Origin of the sequence: Microbacterium sp. S308A+ (assembly GCF_049800815.1) — a bacterium.
Classification (GTDB): Bacteria; Actinomycetota; Actinomycetes; order Actinomycetales; family Microbacteriaceae; genus Microbacterium.
This window is the reverse complement of record NZ_JBNAFT010000001.1, coordinates 543,558-561,585: the sequence shown is the minus strand read 5'-3', so window position 1 is coordinate 561,585 and position 18,028 is coordinate 543,558. Positions and strand designations below refer to the sequence as shown.

Here is an 18,028-nt window from a genome sequence, read left to right as displayed (position 1 = left end):
CGTGGCCGCTCGCGAACGCGCGGGAGGCCGGAACCAGCTGCGAGTCGGGCGCCTGGTCAAGGCTCATGGCCTCAAGGGCGCGCTGAAGGTCGAGCTCTACACCGACGACCCGGACGGACGGTTCGTGGCGGGAGCGGAGTTCACCCTCCAGGTCCCTGAATCCTCTCCATGGCACGGGAAGACCGTCACCGTCCGCGAATATCGCGTGATGAACGGCAACGCCGTCGTCTTCCTCGACGGCGTCGAGGACCGCACTGCAGCCGAGGGCCTGGTCCGGGCGATCCTGTGGATCGACATCGACCGCGAGGCTGCGGTGGAGGCCGAGGACGACGCCTGGTACGACCATCAGCTGGTGGGCCTCGACGTCGTCCGCGACGACGCCGTGATCGGGCGTGTCGTCCGCGTCGACCATCTCCCCGCACAGGACCTCCTCATCGTGCGCTCCGGAGAGAACGAGGTGATGGTCCCCTTCGTGTCCGCGATCGTGCCGACCGTGGACATCGTCGCCGGTCGCGTGGTCGTGACTCCTCCTCCCGGCCTGTTCGAGGAGCTCGCCGAGGAGGATGTCGCGGCGGGGACCGGCGACGTGACGGTGCAGGACGCTCCCGGTGCGGATTGACGTCGTCTCGATCTTCCCGTCGTACTTCGACGGGCTGACGCTGTCGCTCCTCGGAAAAGCTCGCGAGACAGGCCTCCTCGACCTCCGAGTGCACGATCTGCGCGCATGGACGCACGATCGCCATCGGACGGTCGACGACACCCCGTACGGGGGAGGCGCGGGCATGGTCATGAAGCCGGAGCCCTGGGGGCTCGCGATCGATGAGCTCGCGGGCGAGGATCGCCCGACGATCGTCTTCCCCTCGCCGGCCGGTGAGCTCTTCACTCAGGCCACGGCTCACGAGCTCGCCACGCGCCAGCACATCGTGTTCGGCTGCGGCCGTTACGAGGGCATCGACGAGCGGGTCTTCGAGGAGGCCGCGGCGCGTGGCGAGGTGCGGTTGATCAGCCTCGGAGACTATGTCCTCAACGGCGGCGAGGTGGCGGTGATGGCCATGATCGAGGCGATCGGGCGACTCGTCCCCGGCGTCGTGGGGAACCCCGAGAGCCTGGTCGAGGAGTCCCACGAGGACGGCCTCCTCGAGCACCCCTCCTATACGAAGCCCGCCGTGTGGCGCGGGAGGGAGGTGCCGCCCGTCCTCCTCAGCGGCAATCACGGGGCCATCGCCGCGTGGCGGCATGAGCAGCAGCTCGAGCGCACACGGACGCGACGCCCCGATCTCCTCGCGCGGGGGGAGAGCGGCGAGCCGCTGCCCTCGACCGGCGATCTCCCCTGACGACGTCGCTTGCTCTTGCCGGCATCCCGGTCGCCGACCGCTTCCCGCCGCCTACCCGCTCCCGTCGGCAGAACGCCGAAGGCCGAGATCGCCGCGGATCCTGCGCGGCGATCTCGGCCTTCTGGTGGCGGGGTCAGCCGCAGGTGATCGTGAGGCCGTTGTTCTCCCACACGCCGGGGCCGTACTGCGCGCACACCGAGGCGTAGGCGAGGATGCCGGCGATGACCACGAGCCCGACGACGATCCAGATGATCGTGAGGATCGCGCCGATGATGATCCCCGAGATCGCCAGACCCGACGGAGCACCGGCACGCCGCAGCTTCACCGTCGCGACGATGCTGATGATCATGCCGATCAGCGGAAGCAGGAACGCGAGCACGAACCCGACGATGGCGAGGCCGCGACCCGGGACCGGAGCCGGATAGGCGGGTGCCGGGGCGTATCCGGGAGCGGCAGGGTATCCCGCCGCGAGGTCTGCGGGCCCCGGGGCGGGGGCCTGCGGCGCGGGGTAGGCGGGCTGACCCTGCGGCGCGGGCGGGACGGAGCCGGCCGCGGGAGCGGCGTCCGCGGGCGGAACCGGGGAACCGGGAACGGAGCCGGGCTGTTCGGGGTTGGTCATGATCTCACCCTCTCGGTGGAAGCGACGCGGATCGCCAGGGCAAGCCGCTTAGCGCGCCGGACGACGCGCCAGGGCTCCGATTCTAGGGAAGATCGGGCGTCGTGCGCCATGGGGTCGCTGCCGGGCGCGTCTGCTGTCTCTCAGCGGACGCCGAGGAACGAGCGGTCGGTGAGGATGATCGGGCCCTCGTCGGTGACGGCGACGGTGTGCTCGGAGTGCGCGCCACGGGAGCCGTCCGCGCTGCGCAGCGTCCAGCCGTCCTGATCTGTCACCAGCTCGTCCGTCGTCGCGAGCAGCCACGGCTCGAGGGCGAGGACCAGGCCGGCGCGCAGCGGGAAGCCACGCCCGGCGCGGCCGTCGTTCGCCACGTGCGGGTCGCCGTGCATCGTGCGTCCGACGCCGTGCCCGCCGAAGTCGGTGTTGATCGAGTAGCCCTCGCCATGCGAGACGGCGGCGATCGCGGCCGAGATGTCGCCGATGCGATTGCCCACGCTGGCGGCGGCGATCGCCGCCGCCAGCGCACGCTCGGTGGTCTCGATGAGGCGGATGTCCTCGTCTCGTGGGGTGCCGACGACGAAGGACACCGCGGAGTCCGCAACCCAGCCGTTCACGGCCACCGCGAAGTCGAGGGTGACCAGATCGCCGTCGTGCAGGTCGTAGTCGTGGGGGAGCCCGTGCAGCACCGCATCGTTCACCGAGGTGCAGATGACCTTGCCGAACGGGCTCGCACCGAACGACGGGTGATAGTCGATGTAGCAGGACTCGGCGCCGGCCTTACGGATGAGGTCGTGTGCGCGCCGGTCGATCGACAGGAGATTGGTCCCGACCTTGGTCTCTTCGCGCAACGTCGCCAGGGTCTCGGCGACGAAGCGTCCGGCGGCGCGCATCTCGTCGATCTCGGCAGGTGTGCGCAGTTCGATCATCGGGTTTCCTCTCGTCTCCTCCATTCTCACGCATCCGCGACAGGCACGCCTCGCCTCGTGCTCGGCATGCTCACAGCGAACGTCGGCCGGACGCGGAGGAGGCGCCCGTACGATCGCGGTATGTGGATTCGGCAGGCGTTCCTCTCTTGGCTGTTCCCGGCCGTGGCCGTGCTGCCGCTTTGGCTGCTCGTGGGCTGGGGCGTCTTCCAAGCCGGCGGGTGGGCGTTCCTCTGGGTCCTCTTCATCGCGATCCCTTCGGTGCTCGTCGGCGAGCTCGTGCTCTCGCTGCTCGTACGGGCGCGGCCCACCGTCCGCCGCGAGCGGGCGGCATCGTGGCAGGACGTCCTCGGCTTCGGGGCATGGCATGCGCTGACCATCGCGCTCGGCTTCTTCCCGCGGGATGCGTTCGGATGGTTGCTGACAGCCACGATCGCGGTGTTCCTGGTGCTGTTCTGGTCGACGCTCTGGCAGCTCTGGAGGGACGTGACCGCGCGGGGAGCAGCGGGGATCGTCCTCGAGGCCGACGCGACGCGTCCCTCAGGCTTCGGCGACCCCGAGGAGCCGGCACGAGGACATGTACGGCAGCACGGCGAGGTCATCGTGGTCACAGAGACCGGGCGTTCCGGCGAGGCGTGAGGGGCCGCCAGTCCGCAGGTCAGGTGTCGCTGAGCCCCTCGTTTTTGCGCGCTCCGCGATCCGTGGCAGAATTGACCCTTGTGCCGTGACCGGCTCTGCCTCAGGGGAGCCCACGGACGCGCTCTGCGCCGTACGGCACCGATCACATCTTGTTCCTTCCAGTAGTTGCATCCGACCTGAGGCGAGTGCAGAGAGAGACGATCATGCAGATCCTCGACGCCGTCGACGCGGCTTCGCTCCGTTCCGACATCCCCGAGTTCTTCCCCGGTGACACCGTCAAGGTGCACGTGAACATCACCGAGGGCACTCGTTCGCGCATCCAGGTCTTCCAGGGCGTCGTCATCGGCCGCCAGGGCGACGGTGTCCGCGAGACCTTCACCGTCCGCAAGATCAGCTTCCAGGTGGGCGTGGAGCGAACCTTCCCGGTGCACAGCCCCGTGATCGACCACATCGAGGTCGTCACTCGCGGCGACGTGCGCCGCGCCAAGCTGTACTACCTCCGCAACCTCCGCGGCAAGAAGGCGAAGATCAAGGAGAAGCGCGACAACTGACGCGCGGTCCTCTCCTTTGGAGCGCCCCGAGACACGACGTCCCGGGGCGCTCCGTTCTTCTCATCGTGTGCGACGCTAGAGAAGCCGCCATCGGGCGGCCGGATCCCCGTGTGTAAGGAAGTCGATGAGCAACGACATCGCCGCCGAGGCGGCTCCGCTGCGCAGCGATCGGCAGCCTGCTCGACGACGGCGCGGCTGGGTCGTCTTCCTCCGCGACGTCCTCGTTATCCTGCTGGTCGCGGTTCTCGTCTCGTTCCTCGTGAAGACCTTCGTCGTGCGGAGCTTCTTCATCCCGTCGAGCTCGATGGAGGACACCCTCCTCATCAAGGACCGGATCCTCGTCGACGAGCTGACGCCGCGGTGGACCTCGTACCACCGAGGCGACGTCATCGTGTTCAAGGACCCGGGCGGCTGGCTTCCGCCCCAGCCTCCGCAGCCGCCGCGGTCCCCGATCGAGGAGGCGGGCGAATGGCTGCTGACGCTCGTCGGCATCGCGGCCCCCGACTCGGACGACCATCTCGTCAAGCGTCTGATCGGCCTGCCAGGGGATCACGTCGTCTGCTGCAACGCCTTGGGGCAGATCACGATCAACGGCTCCGCGATCGACGAGACCTCGTACATCAAGCTTCCTCCCGGCGACACCAAGGCCTCCAACGTGCCCTTCGACGTCACGGTCCCGGACGGGACGGTCTGGGTGCTCGGAGACAACCGGAACAGGTCTCAGGACTCTCGGTACCACCAAGACCAGCCGGGCGAGGGGTTCGTCCCGATGACGAACATCGTCGGACGCGCCTTCCTCATCACGTGGCCCTTCGACCGGTTCGGCGTCATCGACGGCCACTACTCGGTGTTCAGCGGGGTCGAGGAACGTACGCGCTCCGGTCGTGGGCGCACAGGGCGGGGGCGCCCGGGGAGGGGCGCATGACCGTCGTCGCTCCGCGGCTGACGCTCGAACGCCGGTTCCTGCGGGAGTATGAGCACGTCATCGCCCTCGACGAGGTCGGTCGCGGAGCGCTGGCCGGACCGGTCGCCGTGGGGGCTGCGGTGATCGACGCCACGGCCGCGCGGAGGCGGGTGCCCGAAGGACTGCGTGACTCGAAGCTCGTCCCAGAGCGGCGACGGCCCGAGGTGGCCGCACGTGCGGCGGACTGGGTGCTCTCCAGCGCCGTGGGGTGGGCCGCGAACGACGAGGTCGACGAGGTCGGCATCATGCGGGCGCTCGGCCTTGCGGCGTCACGGGCGATCATCGCGGCGTGCGGCGAGCACCTCGACGCAGAGACGGCGCTGCTGATCCTCGACGGCAACCACGACTACGTCTCTGCAGTCCACCCTGGCCGAATCCTGGTGCGCCCGATCGTCAAAGCCGATCGGGACTGCGCATCGGTCTCGGCGGCGTCTGTGATCGCCAAGGTCGAACGGGACGGGCTCATGGTCCGCCGACACGAGGAGCACCCGGCCTATCAGTGGGATCGCAACAAAGGATATGCGAGCGCGGAGCACAGGGCGGCGATCCGTGAATTCGGGCTGAGCCCTCTGCATCGCGCCTCTTGGGCGATCGCCGACGCTCCCACTCTGTTCTGACACGCTGCGGAGGACGGTCCCGCGCGTCCGTGCGCCGAGGTGCGCGTCGGGGACGCCGCGAGCTTCTAGGATGGAGGGACCATGGACGACGAGGCTTTCGACGACTACGACCGCGAGCTCGAGCTCGCTCTCTACCGGGAGTACCGGGACGTCGTGTCGCAGTTCCAGTACGTGATCGAGACGGAGCGGCGCTTCTATCTCGCCAACGACGTCAACGTCGTCCGTCGCGACACCGAGCACGACTTCTACTTCGAGGTGTCGATGAGCGACGTCTGGGTGTGGGACATCTATCGCGCCGACCGTTTCGTGAAGGCCGTGCGCGTGCTCACGTTCAAGGACGTCAACATCGAGGAGCTCTCCCGGCGGGAGTTCGAGATCCCTCAGGAGCTGTCGCTCGACGGCGAGTGACCTCGCGAGCCGGTCCTGCGGGCGGCCGGAGGACGCTGGGGTCGTTCCTGCACAGAGGGTGCACCGGATGGGTTCTGCACGGATCCTGAAGCCCATGTCCCGTGTCCCCGCCGGATCGGCGATGCTCTCCGGATGGCAGCGAAAGACGTTCTCGGCAGGGCGGGCGAGCTCCGGGCGGCACGGCACCTGATCGCGCGAGGCTATCGGATCCTGGACCGCAACTGGCGCTGTGCGCAGGGCGAGATCGACATCGTGGCCTCCCGCCGCGACGTGCTCGTCATCATCGAGGTGAAGACGCGACGCTCGCTCGCCTTCGGGCATCCGTTCGAAGCGGTCGACGCACGGAAACGGGCGCGTCTGTGGCGTCTTGCTCACGCCTGGGCGGCCGCCCATCCGCGACAGAGCCGCGGCCGATCACGTCGGATCGATGCGATCGGGATCATCGGGGACGACCCTGAGAGCGGCGTCCTCGAGCACCTCGAGGACCTTCGATGAGCACGGCCACGACCTGGTCGGTCGCGCTTTCGGGGATCGTCGGCCATCTCGTCGAGGTCGAGGCCGACGTCTCTCAGCAGACGCCGCGGTTCGAGCTCATCGGCTTGGGGGACCGGGCGCTGGGCGAGGCCGCGAGCCGTGTCCACAACGCCTGCAAGAACAGCGGCCTCGACCTGCCGCCACGACGGCTCACGATCAATCTGTCGCCGGCCAGCCTTCCGAAGCACGGCTCCGGCTTTGATCTGGCGATCGCCGCCGCCGCGCTCGCCACGCAGGGGACGCTTGATCCCGCGTCCGTCGAGCGGACCGTCCACCTGGGTGAGCTGGGGCTGGACGGACGTCTTCGCCCTGTCCCCGGGGTCCTCCCGGCGCTCCACGCTGCGCATCGTGCCGGCTTCGCGCGCGCCGTGGTCCCCGCGGCCAATGCGGAGGAAGCCGGCCTCGTCGCCGGGATCGAGGTCCACCCGATGGGCTCTCTCGCCCAGGTCGCGCTCTTCCACGGCGCGGAGTTGGCCGAGCCGCTCGACATCCGGCCGGTTCGCGATCCCGCTCCCGTGTCCCGCCGCGACGAGGTCCCCGAGCTCGCCGATGTTGTGGGGCAGGACGAGGCGGTCGAGGCCCTTCTCGTGGCGGCCGTCGGCGGGCACCACCTGCTCCTCACCGGATCGCCGGGCGCTGGCAAGACGATGCTCGCCCGTCGGCTGCCGGGGATTCTTCCCCGGCTCGACGACGAGACGGCGCGAGAGGTCGCCTGCATCCGTTCATTGGCCGGCGAGCGGATCGTGGCGCTCGACCGGACTCCACCGTTCGTCGCCCCGCATCACAGTGCGTCCGTGGCGGCGCTCGTCGGGGGAGGAAGTCGACAAGCCAGACCGGGAGCGATCGTTCGTGCGCACGGAGGCGTACTGTTTCTCGACGAGGCCGCCGAGGCGCCACGAACGACTCTGGACTCGCTGCGTCAGCCGCTGGAGAACGGCAGGATCCAGATCCATCGTGCGGAGTTCACCGCCGCGTTCCCGGCGCGGTTCCAGCTCGTCCTCGCGACGAATCCCTGCCCCTGCGGCTCATACGGGGTGGGCGGCGAGGACTGTCTGTGCTCGCCTGCGGCGATCCGACGATACGGCGGACGGATCTCGGGACCGCTCCGAGATCGCCTGGACATCGAGATCCACGTCTCCCGGGTCTCCGCGACGATCGCGACCAGCGCGTCCCGCGGTCGAGTCTCGACGGACGACGCCAGGGAACGGGTTGCCGCCGCGCGTGCGCGGGGGCTCGCGCGGTGGGCGGGGACGCCGTGGTCGACCAACGCGCAGGTGCCGGGCACTTGGCTGCGCCAAGGGAGCCATCGCCTGCCGCCCGCCGTCAGCGACCCGCTTGACCGCGCCCTCCGGCGAGGCGCGCTGACGCTTCGGGGGTATGACCGGGTGCTTCGCCTCGCGTGGTCGATCGCCGATCTCGACGGCGCGGAACGTCCTGATGCCGAGCAGGTCGGACGAGCCCTGTTCCTCAAGAAGGGACTGCTCGGATGAGCGATGCGGCTGGTGTGACGCCGGACGCCGCGGAGATCAGGCCGCCGCAGGGCCAGGCGAACGCGGACGACGTGCTGGCCGATGAGACGCTTCTGCGCGCAGCCGGCGCGCTTCGACCCGACCGGGAAGGGCAGGAGACCATCGCCCGCGTCGCATGGAACATTGTGTGCGAGCCCGGCGACGGGGTCGCAGGGGCCCTCGTATCGGCGCTCGGGCCGGTCGAGGCGCTGAGAGTGATGTGCGCCGGTGACAGGGCGTTTGCCGCCGATGCCGAGAATGACGCCGCTCGGCCTGCGTTCGGTGAGCTCAGGGAAGGGCGACGACGCTGGACGGCCCGTCTCGACCGAGGAAAGATCCACGGAGCCCTGCGGACAGCCGTCCAGTGCGGTGCTCGGCTCCTCCTCCCCGACGACGAGGAGTGGCCGGAGATGCTCGCCGACCTCGGGCCGCATTCGCCGCTCGCTCTCTGGGCACGGGGTCAGGGCGTCGCGTTGGCAAGGACCGGTGTGGCGATCGTCGGTGCACGCGCCGCCTCTTCTTACGGTGAGCACGTCGCCAGCGTTCTCGCCGGCGAGCTCGCGGCACAGGGGGTCGTCGTCATCTCGGGCGGTGCCTACGGCATCGACGGTTCAGCGCACCGGGCTGCCCTGGGCGCAGACGGGACGACGGTCGCCGTGCTCGCCGGCGGGGTCGATCGTGCCTATCCGTCCGGACACAGTCAGCTGTTCGCCCGGATCGCGGAGACGGGCGCGGTGGTCAGTGAGCTTCCATGCGGCTCCACGCCGACCAGATGGCGGTTCCTCGCGCGCAACCGCGTGATCGGTGCGCTCGCAGCCGCCACGGTCGTGGTCGAGGCCGGTTGGCGCAGCGGGTCATTGAACACCGCAGGGCACGCGGCGACCCTGGGGCGCCCGCTCGGCGCTGTCCCCGGGAGCGTCCTCTCGTCGATGTCGGCGGGGTGTCACCGGCTGCTGCGCGAGTACGACGCTCGATGCGTCACCTCCGCCGCCGACGTGTGTGAGCTGATCGGCGAGCGAGCTCTCGCCTCAGCGTCGACGGACCACGCCGACGCTGACCTGGCGCTACTGCGCGACGCGCTCAGCCGGCGTGCCGCGTGTTCCGTGGAAGAGCTCGCCCGACGTTCCGGGCTCTCGCGACGGCGGATAGAGACTCTGCTCGGGATGCTGTCGCTCGAAGGTCAGGTGACTCGGGAAGAGGGCGGGTGGCGCGACAGGGGTGCGGTTCGGGGGCCTCGCACGCAGCAGCCGGACACCGGACGGGACGACTGATCCGAAGCGGACCAGACCGGGCACGAGTGCGTCGGATCACGGCGTGGGAGAAGCGCGCGAGTCTCGGCACGGCGCATCCTGGGGGGATGCAGATCTCTGCGGTCGCCGAGGACTTCGTTGCCCATCTGGAGTGCGTCCGCCGCCTGTCTCCGGCGACCGTTCGGGCCTACCGGTCCGACCTCGTCGATCTCGCGCGGGCGACGGGCGACCCCGATCTCGCGGACGTCGACCTCGAGGCTCTCCGCGACTGGCTATGGCGCGCCACTCAGCGCGGGGACGCACGGTCCACTCTCGCGCGACGGACGGCAGCGGCGCGCTCGTTCCTCTCCTGGGCCAAGGACGAAGGACGGATAGCCGCCGACCCGAGTCTTCGCCTTGTGGCGCCAAAGCGCGGGCGGACACTCCCTGCGGTGGCCTCGGCCGATGCGATGCGGACGCTGCTGGACGGGATGCGCGACGTCGCCTCGGAGGGCGATCCGATCGCGCTGCGCGACAGCGCGATCATCGAGCTGCTCTACGGGTCCGGTATGCGAGTCTCCGAGCTGTGCGGCCTCGCGGTCGATGACCTCGACCTCGATCGCGCGACAGCCCGAGTGCTGGGAAAGGGAGCCAAGGAGCGCGTGGTGCCGTTCGGACGGCCCGCCGCCGATGCGGTCGGAGCGTATCTGAGCCGCGCCCGCCCTGTTCTCCTGGCGCGGACGTCGCGTGTGACGCCGGCGCTGTTCCGCGGCGTCCGTGGCGGCGAGGTCGGACCGCGAACGGTGTATGAGCTGGTGGCTCGTGTGCTCGGTCCCCTCGTCGGTTCGGAGAGGGTAGGCCCGCATGCCTTGCGTCACTCGGCGGCGACCCATCTGCTCGACGGCGGCGCGGATCTTCGCGCCGTCCAGGAGATCCTCGGGCACGCGAGCCTCGGCACGACACAGATCTACACGCACGTCTCTGCGGAGCGTCTCACTTCGGCCTATCGCCTGGCCCACCCTCGCGCCTGAGTCCTGAGCCGATCGACGCGATCAGCATACGGATGAGCCGCAGGGGTGGAGGACGGCGCGAGGAATCGGCGCGAAGAACGGAAGCGGGTCGACGTAGACGCCGTCCCGTCGCACGCCGAGGTGCAACGCTCCCGACGGCGCATGACCTCCGGTCGTCCGTCGCCCGAGGGACTCCCCGCGGCGCACAGGGGCACCGGGCTCGAGGGTGCTCTCGACCGGCTCGTAGGTCGCGACGAGTCCGTCGCCGTGGGCCACGGTGATGACGGGGCGATCGACGACGACACCACGGAAGGCGACGATGCCGTCGGCGGCGCTGCGCACCTCGCCCGTCCCCACCAGGTCCATGCCGCGGTGGCCCGGGCCGTAGAGATGCGCGGGCGCACGGAACGGCGCCGCCACCCTCCGTGTGCCAAGGAAAGGCCAGAGCCAGCGCCCCTCCGGTGACACGTCGGCGTCGGCTCGCCATGTCGCACGGACAGCGGCACCGTCGGAGGCATGCTCGCCGACAGCGTCTCGGGAAGAGGGGGACAGGTGCGCGAGGACGGACGAAGACGACGCAGCTCCTGCCACGGGCGCAGCGGCGGCCGTGCCCGTCGTGGACGCGCTGAAGACCAGGACGAGTGCGCTCAGCCTGAGCCAGGCAGAGTGCCGGACGCGGCGCGGGGCGGGAGACCGATGCTGACTTGCGAACGGCGAGGACGTCATCCTTCGACCCTGCCCGTGGTCGCCTCCGATCGGACAGGTGCCTCCATGATCGGTGGACAGCCTCCGCGACCCCGATGTCGTGCAGGACGGGCGACGATGCGGCGGCGACATGACCACCGGCGAACCCGCTGAATCGCGTGGCGTCCGCGCCTCCTGCTGATATGCTGAACAGGCACCTCGGTATCGGGGTGACTACGCGTGCCCACAGCGTCTTATCGTGGCGATCCATCCCGACGGTCCCTTTTCGAGGGCGGGGTGTGCGCCGGGCACCAGGACCGCCGATCGTCCGATCGGCTCGACAACCGGAACGGCGCTCCGCGCCAGAACAAGGAGAACGACCATGGCCGTCGTCACCATCCGCCAGCTGCTCGACAGCGGCGTCCACTTCGGACACCAGACCCGTCGGTGGAACCCGAAGGTGAAGCGCTTCATCCTCACCGAGCGCAGCGGGATCCACATCATCGACCTGCAGCAGTCCCTGTCCTACATCGATCGCGCCTACGACTTCGTCAAGGAGACCGTCGCGCACGGCGGCACAATCCTTTTCGTCGGTACCAAGAAGCAGGCGCAGGAGATCCTCGCCGAGCAGGCTACGCGCGTCGGCCAGCCCTACGTCAACCAGCGTTGGCTCGGCGGCCTCCTCACCAACTTCTCCACCATCGCGAAGCGCCTCGCTCGCATGAAGGAGCTCGAGGAGCTCGACTACGAGAACCCGGCAGCATCGGGCTTCACCAAGAAGGAGCTCCTGCTCAAGAAGCGTGAGCTGGACAAGCTGCACAAGTCGCTGGGCGGCATCCGCAACCTCACCAAGACCCCTTCGGCGCTGTGGGTCGTCGACGCCAAGCGTGAGCACCTGGCGATCGACGAGGCCAAGAAGCTCGGCATCCCCGTGATCGGCATCCTCGACACGAACGCCGACCCGGACGACTTCCAGTACCCGATTCCCGGGAACGACGACGCGATCCGCTCGGTCTCGCTGCTGACGCGCATCATCGCCGACGCGGCGGCCGAGGGACTGCAGCAGAAGCACAACCCGGAGGCCGGGGACGCCGAGCCGCTGGCGGAGTGGGAGCAGGAGCTCCTCGAGCAGGGTGCGACCGAGAGCGCGGCCGCCCCGGCTGCCGAGGCCGCTCCGGCCGACGCCCCGGCTGCCGAGGCCGTCGTGTCCGATGAGGCTCCGGTCGCCGACGCGCCCGTTGCCGAGTGATCACCGACTGACCCACACGAACGACACAGGAAGCAAGGAGCCACCACACATGGCGAACTTCACCATCGCCGACATCAAGGCGCTGCGTGAGCAGCTCGGCACCGGAATGGTCGACACCAAGAAGGCGCTCGAGGAGGCAGGCGGCGACGTCGCGAAGGCCACCGAGATCCTCCGCCTCAAGGGTGCGAAGGGCAACGCCAAGCGTGCCGACCGCTCGACGAGCGAGGGGCTGGTCGTCGCTCGCGAGAACGGGGACGGCGTGACGCTGATCGAGCTCGTCTGCGAGACCGACTTCGTCGCGAAGAACGAGCGTTTCATCGCGCTGGCGGAGAAGGTCGCGGACGCGGCCGCGGCGGCCTCGGCCAACACGGTCGACGAGGTCCTCTCGGCCTCTGCCGGCGACCAGACCATCGAGCAGCTGATCTCGGACGAGGCGGCGATCATCGGGGAGAAGGTCGAGCTGCGTCGTGTGCGCACGGTCTCGGGCGACAAGACCGAGGTGTACCTGCACCGCACCAGCAAGGACCTGCCTCCGCAGATCGGCGTCGTCGTGGCCTACAGCGGTGACGACGCGGAGACCGCACGCAGCATCGCCCAGCACATCTCGTTCGCCAACCCGTCCTACCTCACCCGCGAGGACGTCCCTGCGGCGGACGTGGAGAAGGAGCGCGAGATCGTCACCGAGATCTCGCGCAACGAGGGCAAGCCCGAGGCTGCTCTGCCGAAGATCGTCGAGGGTCGTGTCGCGGCGTTCTTCAAGCAGGTCGCCCTGCTCGAGCAGGACTACGCCAAGGACAACAAGCTGTCCGTCGGGCAGGTCGCGAAGGACGCCGGCATCACGGTGACGGACTTCGCGCGCTTCAAGGTCGGCGCGTAAGACCGCGGAAGGGGTTCGGATCGTCTCGATCCGAGCCCCTTCTTCATGCCCGCGCTTCCGAGGACGCGGGGTATTTTTGTTTGGACGAGAGGAAGATAACGATGACGGAGCACACCGGACGCAGGCGTGTCGTTCTGAAGCTGTCGGGGGAGGCGTTCGGCGGGGGGCAGCTCGGGGTCAATCCTGACATCGTCGGTCAGATCGCTCGCGAGATCGCGGCGGCGACGGAGAAGGTGGAGATCGCCGTCGTGGTCGGCGGCGGAAACTTCTTCCGCGGCGCGGAGCTCAGCCAGCGCGGCATGGACCGTGGGCGGGCGGACTACATGGGAATGCTCGGCACCGTCATGAACGCCCTCGCTCTCCAGGACTTCCTCGAGCAGGCCGGCGCGGAGCCGCGCGTGCAGTCGGCGATCGCCATGACCCAGGTCGCTGAGCCCTATATCCCGTTGCGTGCAGAGCGGCACATGGAGAAGGGGCGCGTCGTGATCTTCGGCGCCGGTGCCGGGCTGCCCTATTTCTCGACCGACACCGTCGCGGCCCAGCGTGCGCTGGAGATCAGGGCGACGGAGGTCCTCGTGGCCAAGAACGGCGTGGATGCGATCTACACCGCCGACCCCAACAAGGACGCCTCGGCGACGAGGATCGACCAGGTGACGTATCGCGAGGCGCTCCAGCGCGGCCTGAAGGTCGTCGACTCGACAGCCTTCAGCCTCTGCATGGACAACGGCATGGACATGCGGGTGTTCGGGATGGAGCCCGAGGGGAACATCACCCGGGCGCTCCTGGGCGAGACGATCGGAACGCGGGTCACCGCCTGACCCGCTCTCCGCGCCCGGATCCGACGCCCGCTGCACATGGGGCGTCGGATGCGTCCCGGCTAGACTGAGAAGAACACTCTGACGAATGGAGCAACCGTGATCGCGGACGTCCTCGCCGACACCACTTCCCGCATGCAGCGCGCCGTCGAGGCGGCCAAGGAGGACTTCAGCACGGTGCGAACCGGTCGGGCCAACCCGCAGCTCTTCCAGAAGCTGCTCGTGGACTACTACGGCACGCCGACCCCGCTCGCGCAGCTCGCGTCGCTCGCGAATCCCGAGGCGCGCACGCTGCTGATCACGCCCTATGACAAGTCGGCCCTGAAGGCGATCGAACAGGCCGTCCGCGACATGCCGAACCTCGGTGCGAACCCGACGAACGACGGCAACATCGTGCGTGTGACGATGCCGGAGCTCACCGCCGATCGACGCAAAGAATACGTCAAGCTCGTCAAGTCCAAGGGCGAGGATGCCAAGGTCCACGTGCGCGGAATCCGTCGTAAGGCGAAGGACGAACTCGACGGTCTCAAGAGCGAGCTCGGCGAGGACGAGATCGCGCGAGGCGAGAAGGAGCTGGACGCCTTGACGCGCCAGCACGTCGACCTCATCGACGAGGCTGTGAAGCGCAAAGAGGCCGAGCTCCTCGAGGTGTGAGGTCGGGATGGCACCGGATCCGGGGGAGCAGGACGTTCCGTCGCCGTCACGGCCGGCGGAGCAGCTGCACGCCCATTGGCAGGCGAAGAAGGCGGAGATCGGCACCCACGTCTCGAACGCCCGCGATCAGCTCGACCAGGCGAACGAGCGTCTCAAGGAGCGCACCGGACGCGACCTGATCCTGGCGATCGTCATCGGGCTCCTGATCGGGGCCGCGCTGCTGGCGTCGCTGCTCTTCGTGAAATGGACCTTCGTCATCTTCGCGGCGGCGGGGGCGCTGCTCGCGATCGGCGAGCTCACGATCGCGCTCCGGGCTGGCGGTCGCCGTGTCGACCTCTGGCCGCAGCTGATCGCCGGGGTGCTGCTGGTGTGCGCCGGGTACTTCGCCGAGCCCTGGCTCTTCTGGGTGGCGCTGTTCGTCGCGGTCGCGGCGGTCGTGGTCTGGCGGCTCATGGCCCAGATGGTGGAAGGCGACGGACGCACCTACGGCGACGTCCTCACCGACGCGGTCGCCAGCGGTTTCGTCCAGGTCTACATCCCGTTCTTCGCCGGCACCGCCCTCATGCTCCTGCGTGAGCCGAACGGCGAATGGTGGGTGCTCTCGTTCATCGGCGTGGTCGTCGTGGCGGACACCGCCGCCTATGCCTCAGGACTGCTGTTCGGTCGAGGCGGCCGTCATCCGATGGCTCCACGGGTCAGCCCGAAGAAGACATGGGAGGGCTTCGCCGGCGCGGTCGTCGCCTCCCTCGGCGCAGGCGTGTTGCTCGCCATCTATGCGCTCGGCATTCCCTGGTGGGCCGGCTTGATCTTCGGCGCCGCCCTGGTCGCCACGGCGACGATCGGCGATCTCGGCGAGTCGCTCCTCAAGCGAGACCTCGGGATCAAGGACATGAGCTCCTGGCTGCCCGGCCACGGCGGTCTCCTGGATCGGCTGGACAGCATCCTGCCGTCGGCTGTCGTCGGCCTCGCCCTGTTCCACCTCCTCGCCTCCCTGTCCTCCTGAGAAAACCTGGCGGTACTGTGACGATCTCCGACTCTGCGAACGGCTCTGCGGCTCCTGATGCTCGGCCGCACTTCCCTCTCGCCCAGGGGCGTGAGAAGGGGTACCAGCGCGCAGCGGTCGACGTCTTCCTCGCCCGCGCGAAAGAGGCCTTCGAATCCGAGCCGCCCTCGCTCGATGCCGCATCGGTGCGTGCCGCCTCCTTTCCCGTGGTGCGGGGCGGATATCGCATCGTCGACGTCGACGCGGCGCTCGCGCGGATCGAGGACGCCTTCGCCCAGCGAGAGCGCACCACGGCCCTGTCGCAGCGCGGTGCTCGCGCCTGGGTGCGCCGGGCGCGCACCCAGGCACAGGTGATCCTCGACCATCTCGGCCGACCGTCCGGCCAGCGCTTCGCACGCACCAGCGTGCTCACGTGGGGCTATCGGGTCGATGAGGTCGATCATGTCGCGGACAGGATCGTCGGCTACCTGCGCGACGGTGACGCGCTCTCGGCGGAACAGGTGCGCAACGCGGCTTTCCGCATGCAGCGTCGGGGATACCGTGAGGAGCAGGTCGACGCGTTGCTCGACGCGACGATCGAGGTGCTGCTCGCGGTCCGCTGACGAGTCTCGTGTCGCCGCCTCCGTGTGTTCTCATGGTGGATTCAGGCGCGGGGCGCTAAACTATCGATCATTGTGACTCCCGATAACGATTTGGTTTCGGCATCCGCTGCCCGGGCGGAGGTCGTCAAGGACACAGCAGAACGTGCCCATCGTCGCCCCCACGCTCCCCGGCCGGCTCGTCGTCGTGGCTTCTCCGCCGTCTTCGCGGGGGTCGCCGTCGCCGGCTTCTCCGCCGCGATCCTGGCCCCTGCCGGCATCGCGATGGCCACCCCGGCACCCGCAGCGGAAGCGCAGACGACCTACTCGCTCGCCGCGAAGGACGCGCAGAACATCACGGTGACGGTGGAGGGCGCCGCAGAGACGCCGGTGACGAGGGACGGGTTCGAGGTCTATGTGACCCCGACGCCCACTCCCACTCCCACGCAGACCGCGGCGCCGGCTTCGTCCTCGTCCTCGGAGAGCAGCGGATCCTCTGGTGGCTCGGGCGGTGGCTCGGTATATTACACCGGTGGCGGCGACTCCACGGCATGGCTCACCGCCGCGGGCATCGACCCCGCCGACTGGGGCTATGTCGACTACATCGTCAGTCGCGAGAGCGGATGGAACCCGAACGCGGTGAACTCCAGTTCGGGGGCGAGCGGACTCGTCCAGGCCCTGCCCTGCGGCAAGGTCCCGGGGAACTGCTTTGACCCCGTGGACAACCTGCGCTGGGCCAATGGGTATGCGGTGGGCCGTTACGGAAGCTGGGCCGCGGCGCAGTCCTTCTGGTCCAACAACCACTGGTGGTGAGCTCCTGCTCGCCCATGCCTCGTTCCCATCGACGTCGTCCAGAGCGTCCGCATGACGACTCGCTCAATCGGCTGATCGCCGGCTGGAAGCGTACCGAGGTGCGCGGCGGTGCGGAATGGTACGTCCAACCCGTCTCCGCGGCGCAGGCGCAGAAGGAATACATCTGTCCCGGCTGTTCGGGCCTGGTCCTTGCCGGAACAGCCCACCTGGTGGCTTGGCGCGCGGACGGCGTGCTGGGGGATGCGGCCGACCTTGCCGCGCGGCGGCATTGGCACAACGGCTGTTGGAGAAAGGGCTGAGATGGAGATCCGCGGACCCCTGGAGCTGCCCGCGCGGCGGGAGAACATCGAGCTGCGGACGGAGGATGGGCTGACCCTCGTCGGCGAGCTCGCGTCGCCGCAGGAGCATGCTCCGACCGCGACGCTGGTGACGCTGCACCCCCTTCCCACCGCGGGGGGCTTCATGGACTCGCACATCATCCGCAAAGCCGCCGCACGTTTGCCCGCTCTCGCCGACCTCGCGGTCCTCCGTTTCAATACCCGCGGTACGACCTCGCCCCGGGGTACGAGCGAGGGCGCGTTCGACGGGGGCGTGGCCGAGCGGTACGACCTCGCCGCCGCGATGGCGTTCGTCCGTGAGAGGAATCTTCCACGGCCTTGGCTCGTCGGCTGGTCCTTCGGCACCGAGCTGGCGCTGAAGTACGGGGTCAGACACGACATCGAAGGTGTGATCCTCCTGTCGCCGCCCTTGCATCGCACGAGCGCGGAGGAGCTGTCGTCCTGGACGGGGGACACGCGCCGGGTCGTGGCGCTCATCCCCGAACTGGACGACTACCTGCGTCCTGCCGAGGCGGTCCAGCGCTTCGCCCCGATCCCCCACGCGACGATCATCCCCGTCGAAGGAGGCAAGCACCTCTGGGTCGGTGAGAGCCAGACTCGTCGAGTGCTGACCGAGATCGTGGCGGCGGTGAACCCCGACGCGTTGCCGCTGCCCACGGAGTGGCCCGCCGGCTGAGTATCCGT

23 protein-coding genes are annotated in these 18,028 nt (G+C 69.1%); 20 read left to right on the top strand and 3 right to left on the bottom strand.

All coding sequences use genetic code 11. The features are described from left to right. The first annotated feature begins 1 nt into the window (after position 1). A complete protein-coding gene (gene rimM / locus ACP15J_RS02670) occupies positions 2–619 on the top strand; it encodes a ribosome maturation factor RimM (RefSeq protein WP_424935593.1) in 618 nt (205 codons plus the stop codon). Beyond that, positions 609–1,334, top strand: a complete 726-nt coding sequence (trmD, locus tag ACP15J_RS02665; protein ID WP_424935594.1) for a tRNA (guanosine(37)-N1)-methyltransferase TrmD — start codon at positions 609–611, stop codon at positions 1,332–1,334. Before rimM ends, trmD begins: the two co-directional genes overlap by 11 nt. Before the next feature lie 133 nt (positions 1,335–1,467). Here the strand turns inward: trmD and ACP15J_RS02660 are convergent, their stop codons facing one another. Both ACP15J_RS02660 and map read right to left on the bottom strand, forming a co-directional pair. Beyond that, positions 1,468–1,953: a hypothetical protein gene (locus ACP15J_RS02660; RefSeq protein ID WP_424935595.1), complete on the bottom strand. Its 486-nt coding sequence runs from the start codon at positions 1,951–1,953 to the stop codon at positions 1,468–1,470. A gap of 140 nt (positions 1,954–2,093) precedes the next feature. Further along, entirely contained in the window at positions 2,094–2,876 is a 783-nt protein-coding gene (gene map, locus ACP15J_RS02655; RefSeq protein WP_424935596.1) for a type I methionyl aminopeptidase, read from the bottom strand. A gap of 120 nt (positions 2,877–2,996) precedes the next feature. On the opposite strand from map, the gene ACP15J_RS02650 reads away from it, so the two are divergent. From ACP15J_RS02650 to ACP15J_RS02610, 9 genes are all read left to right on the top strand, one after another. Continuing rightward, a complete protein-coding gene (locus tag ACP15J_RS02650) occupies positions 2,997–3,512 on the top strand; it encodes a hypothetical protein (RefSeq protein WP_424935597.1) in 516 nt (171 codons plus the stop codon). A gap of 203 nt (positions 3,513–3,715) precedes the next feature. After that, the gene (rplS, locus tag ACP15J_RS02645; RefSeq protein WP_197220047.1) at positions 3,716–4,063 is read left to right on the top strand and encodes a 50S ribosomal protein L19; all 348 of its coding nucleotides are present in this window, start codon (positions 3,716–3,718) and stop codon (positions 4,061–4,063) included. Positions 4,064–4,187: 124 nt separating this feature from the next. Then, the gene (gene lepB, locus ACP15J_RS02640; protein ID WP_424935598.1) at positions 4,188–4,988 is read left to right on the top strand and encodes a signal peptidase I; all 801 of its coding nucleotides are present in this window, start codon (positions 4,188–4,190) and stop codon (positions 4,986–4,988) included. Continuing rightward, entirely contained in the window at positions 4,985–5,644 is a 660-nt protein-coding gene (locus ACP15J_RS02635) for a ribonuclease HII (protein WP_424935599.1), read from the top strand. Before lepB ends, ACP15J_RS02635 begins: the two co-directional genes overlap by 4 nt. An 81-nt stretch (positions 5,645–5,725) precedes the next feature. Continuing rightward, a complete protein-coding gene (locus ACP15J_RS02630) occupies positions 5,726–6,052 on the top strand; it encodes a DUF2469 family protein (RefSeq protein ID WP_197220549.1) in 327 nt (108 codons plus the stop codon). A 132-nt stretch (positions 6,053–6,184) separates the two neighbouring features. After that, on the top strand, positions 6,185–6,547 hold the full coding sequence (locus ACP15J_RS02625; RefSeq protein WP_424935600.1) for a YraN family protein: 363 nt from the start codon (positions 6,185–6,187) through the stop codon (positions 6,545–6,547). Next, positions 6,544–8,076: a YifB family Mg chelatase-like AAA ATPase gene (locus ACP15J_RS02620; RefSeq protein WP_424935601.1), complete on the top strand. Its 1,533-nt coding sequence runs from the start codon at positions 6,544–6,546 to the stop codon at positions 8,074–8,076. Before ACP15J_RS02625 ends, ACP15J_RS02620 begins: the two co-directional genes overlap by 4 nt. Beyond that, positions 8,073–9,365, top strand: a complete 1,293-nt coding sequence (gene dprA / locus ACP15J_RS02615; RefSeq protein ID WP_424935602.1) for a DNA-processing protein DprA — start codon at positions 8,073–8,075, stop codon at positions 9,363–9,365. The genes ACP15J_RS02620 and dprA overlap by 4 nt, the downstream gene beginning before the upstream one ends. 86 nt (positions 9,366–9,451) lie before the next feature. Further along, positions 9,452–10,354, top strand: coding sequence for a tyrosine recombinase XerC (locus ACP15J_RS02610; RefSeq protein ID WP_424935603.1), 903 nt, complete (start codon positions 9,452–9,454; stop codon positions 10,352–10,354). A gap of 21 nt (positions 10,355–10,375) precedes the next feature. Here ACP15J_RS02610 and ACP15J_RS02605 read toward each other — a convergent pair whose 3' ends face one another. Then, positions 10,376–11,059 (bottom strand): murein hydrolase activator EnvC family protein, encoded by a 684-nt coding sequence (locus ACP15J_RS02605; RefSeq protein ID WP_424935604.1) that lies wholly within the window; start codon positions 11,057–11,059, stop codon positions 10,376–10,378. A 340-nt stretch (positions 11,060–11,399) separates the two neighbouring features. Here ACP15J_RS02605 and rpsB point away from each other — a divergent pair, with 340 nt between their 5' ends. The 9 genes from rpsB to ACP15J_RS02560 all read left to right on the top strand — a co-directional run bounded on the left by rpsB (position 11,400) and on the right by ACP15J_RS02560 (position 18,020). Next, entirely contained in the window at positions 11,400–12,266 is an 867-nt protein-coding gene (gene rpsB, locus ACP15J_RS02600) for a 30S ribosomal protein S2 (protein WP_424935605.1), read from the top strand. A gap of 49 nt (positions 12,267–12,315) precedes the next feature. Next, positions 12,316–13,143, top strand: a complete 828-nt coding sequence (tsf, locus tag ACP15J_RS02595; protein ID WP_424935606.1) for a translation elongation factor Ts — start codon at positions 12,316–12,318, stop codon at positions 13,141–13,143. Positions 13,144–13,244: 101 nt separating this feature from the next. Beyond that, on the top strand, positions 13,245–13,961 hold the full coding sequence (gene pyrH, locus ACP15J_RS02590) for a UMP kinase (RefSeq protein WP_197219979.1): 717 nt from the start codon (positions 13,245–13,247) through the stop codon (positions 13,959–13,961). A 96-nt stretch (positions 13,962–14,057) separates the two neighbouring features. Next, positions 14,058–14,612 carry a ribosome recycling factor gene (gene frr / locus ACP15J_RS02585; protein WP_424935607.1) on the top strand — a complete coding sequence of 185 codons (555 nt, stop codon included), beginning with the start codon at positions 14,058–14,060 and terminating at the stop codon, positions 14,610–14,612. Positions 14,613–14,619: 7 nt separating this feature from the next. Beyond that, positions 14,620–15,615, top strand: coding sequence for a phosphatidate cytidylyltransferase (locus tag ACP15J_RS02580; RefSeq protein WP_424935608.1), 996 nt, complete (start codon positions 14,620–14,622; stop codon positions 15,613–15,615). Between the two features lie 17 nt (positions 15,616–15,632). Further along, positions 15,633–16,217: a DivIVA domain-containing protein gene (locus ACP15J_RS02575; RefSeq protein ID WP_424935609.1), complete on the top strand. Its 585-nt coding sequence runs from the start codon at positions 15,633–15,635 to the stop codon at positions 16,215–16,217. Between the two features lie 90 nt (positions 16,218–16,307). After that, positions 16,308–17,006 carry a transglycosylase SLT domain-containing protein gene (locus ACP15J_RS02570; RefSeq protein WP_424935610.1) on the top strand — a complete coding sequence of 233 codons (699 nt, stop codon included), beginning with the start codon at positions 16,308–16,310 and terminating at the stop codon, positions 17,004–17,006. A gap of 14 nt (positions 17,007–17,020) precedes the next feature. Beyond that, complete coding sequence (locus ACP15J_RS02565) at positions 17,021–17,305, top strand: hypothetical protein (RefSeq protein ID WP_424980830.1); 285 nt, start codon at positions 17,021–17,023, stop codon at positions 17,303–17,305. A gap of 1 nt (position 17,306) precedes the next feature. Beyond that, the gene (locus ACP15J_RS02560; protein ID WP_424935611.1) at positions 17,307–18,020 is read left to right on the top strand and encodes an alpha/beta hydrolase; all 714 of its coding nucleotides are present in this window, start codon (positions 17,307–17,309) and stop codon (positions 18,018–18,020) included. Positions 18,021–18,028 lie beyond the last annotated feature (8 nt).

What these genes read in the sequence shown, in the direction of transcription:
- dprA (WP_424935602.1), top strand. Translation starts at nt 8,073, where the DNA reads ATGAGCGATGCGGCTGGTGTGACGCCGGACGCCGCGGAGATCAGGCCG.
- ACP15J_RS02610 (WP_424935603.1), top strand. Translation starts at nt 9,452, where the DNA reads ATGCAGATCTCTGCGGTCGCCGAGGACTTCGTTGCCCATCTGGAGTGC.
- ACP15J_RS02635 (WP_424935599.1), top strand. Translation starts at nt 4,985, where the DNA reads ATGACCGTCGTCGCTCCGCGGCTGACGCTCGAACGCCGGTTCCTGCGG.
- lepB (WP_424935598.1), top strand. Translation starts at nt 4,188, where the DNA reads ATGAGCAACGACATCGCCGCCGAGGCGGCTCCGCTGCGCAGCGATCGG.
- ACP15J_RS02565 (WP_424980830.1), top strand. Translation starts at nt 17,021, where the DNA reads ATGCCTCGTTCCCATCGACGTCGTCCAGAGCGTCCGCATGACGACTCG.
- ACP15J_RS02580 (WP_424935608.1), top strand. Translation starts at nt 14,620, where the DNA reads ATGGCACCGGATCCGGGGGAGCAGGACGTTCCGTCGCCGTCACGGCCG.
- ACP15J_RS02625 (WP_424935600.1), top strand. Translation starts at nt 6,185, where the DNA reads ATGGCAGCGAAAGACGTTCTCGGCAGGGCGGGCGAGCTCCGGGCGGCA.
- ACP15J_RS02560 (WP_424935611.1), top strand. Translation starts at nt 17,307, where the DNA reads ATGGAGATCCGCGGACCCCTGGAGCTGCCCGCGCGGCGGGAGAACATC.
- ACP15J_RS02650 (WP_424935597.1), top strand. Translation starts at nt 2,997, where the DNA reads ATGTGGATTCGGCAGGCGTTCCTCTCTTGGCTGTTCCCGGCCGTGGCC.
- pyrH (WP_197219979.1), top strand. Translation starts at nt 13,245, where the DNA reads ATGACGGAGCACACCGGACGCAGGCGTGTCGTTCTGAAGCTGTCGGGG.
- rpsB (WP_424935605.1), top strand. Translation starts at nt 11,400, where the DNA reads ATGGCCGTCGTCACCATCCGCCAGCTGCTCGACAGCGGCGTCCACTTC.
- ACP15J_RS02660 (WP_424935595.1), bottom strand. Translation starts at nt 1,953, where the DNA reads ATGACCAACCCCGAACAGCCCGGCTCCGTTCCCGGTTCCCCGGTTCCG.
- ACP15J_RS02630 (WP_197220549.1), top strand. Translation starts at nt 5,726, where the DNA reads ATGGACGACGAGGCTTTCGACGACTACGACCGCGAGCTCGAGCTCGCT.
- ACP15J_RS02605 (WP_424935604.1), bottom strand. Translation starts at nt 11,059, where the DNA reads ATGACGTCCTCGCCGTTCGCAAGTCAGCATCGGTCTCCCGCCCCGCGC.
- map (WP_424935596.1), bottom strand. Translation starts at nt 2,876, where the DNA reads ATGATCGAACTGCGCACACCTGCCGAGATCGACGAGATGCGCGCCGCC.
- tsf (WP_424935606.1), top strand. Translation starts at nt 12,316, where the DNA reads ATGGCGAACTTCACCATCGCCGACATCAAGGCGCTGCGTGAGCAGCTC.
- ACP15J_RS02620 (WP_424935601.1), top strand. Translation starts at nt 6,544, where the DNA reads ATGAGCACGGCCACGACCTGGTCGGTCGCGCTTTCGGGGATCGTCGGC.
- rplS (WP_197220047.1), top strand. Translation starts at nt 3,716, where the DNA reads ATGCAGATCCTCGACGCCGTCGACGCGGCTTCGCTCCGTTCCGACATC.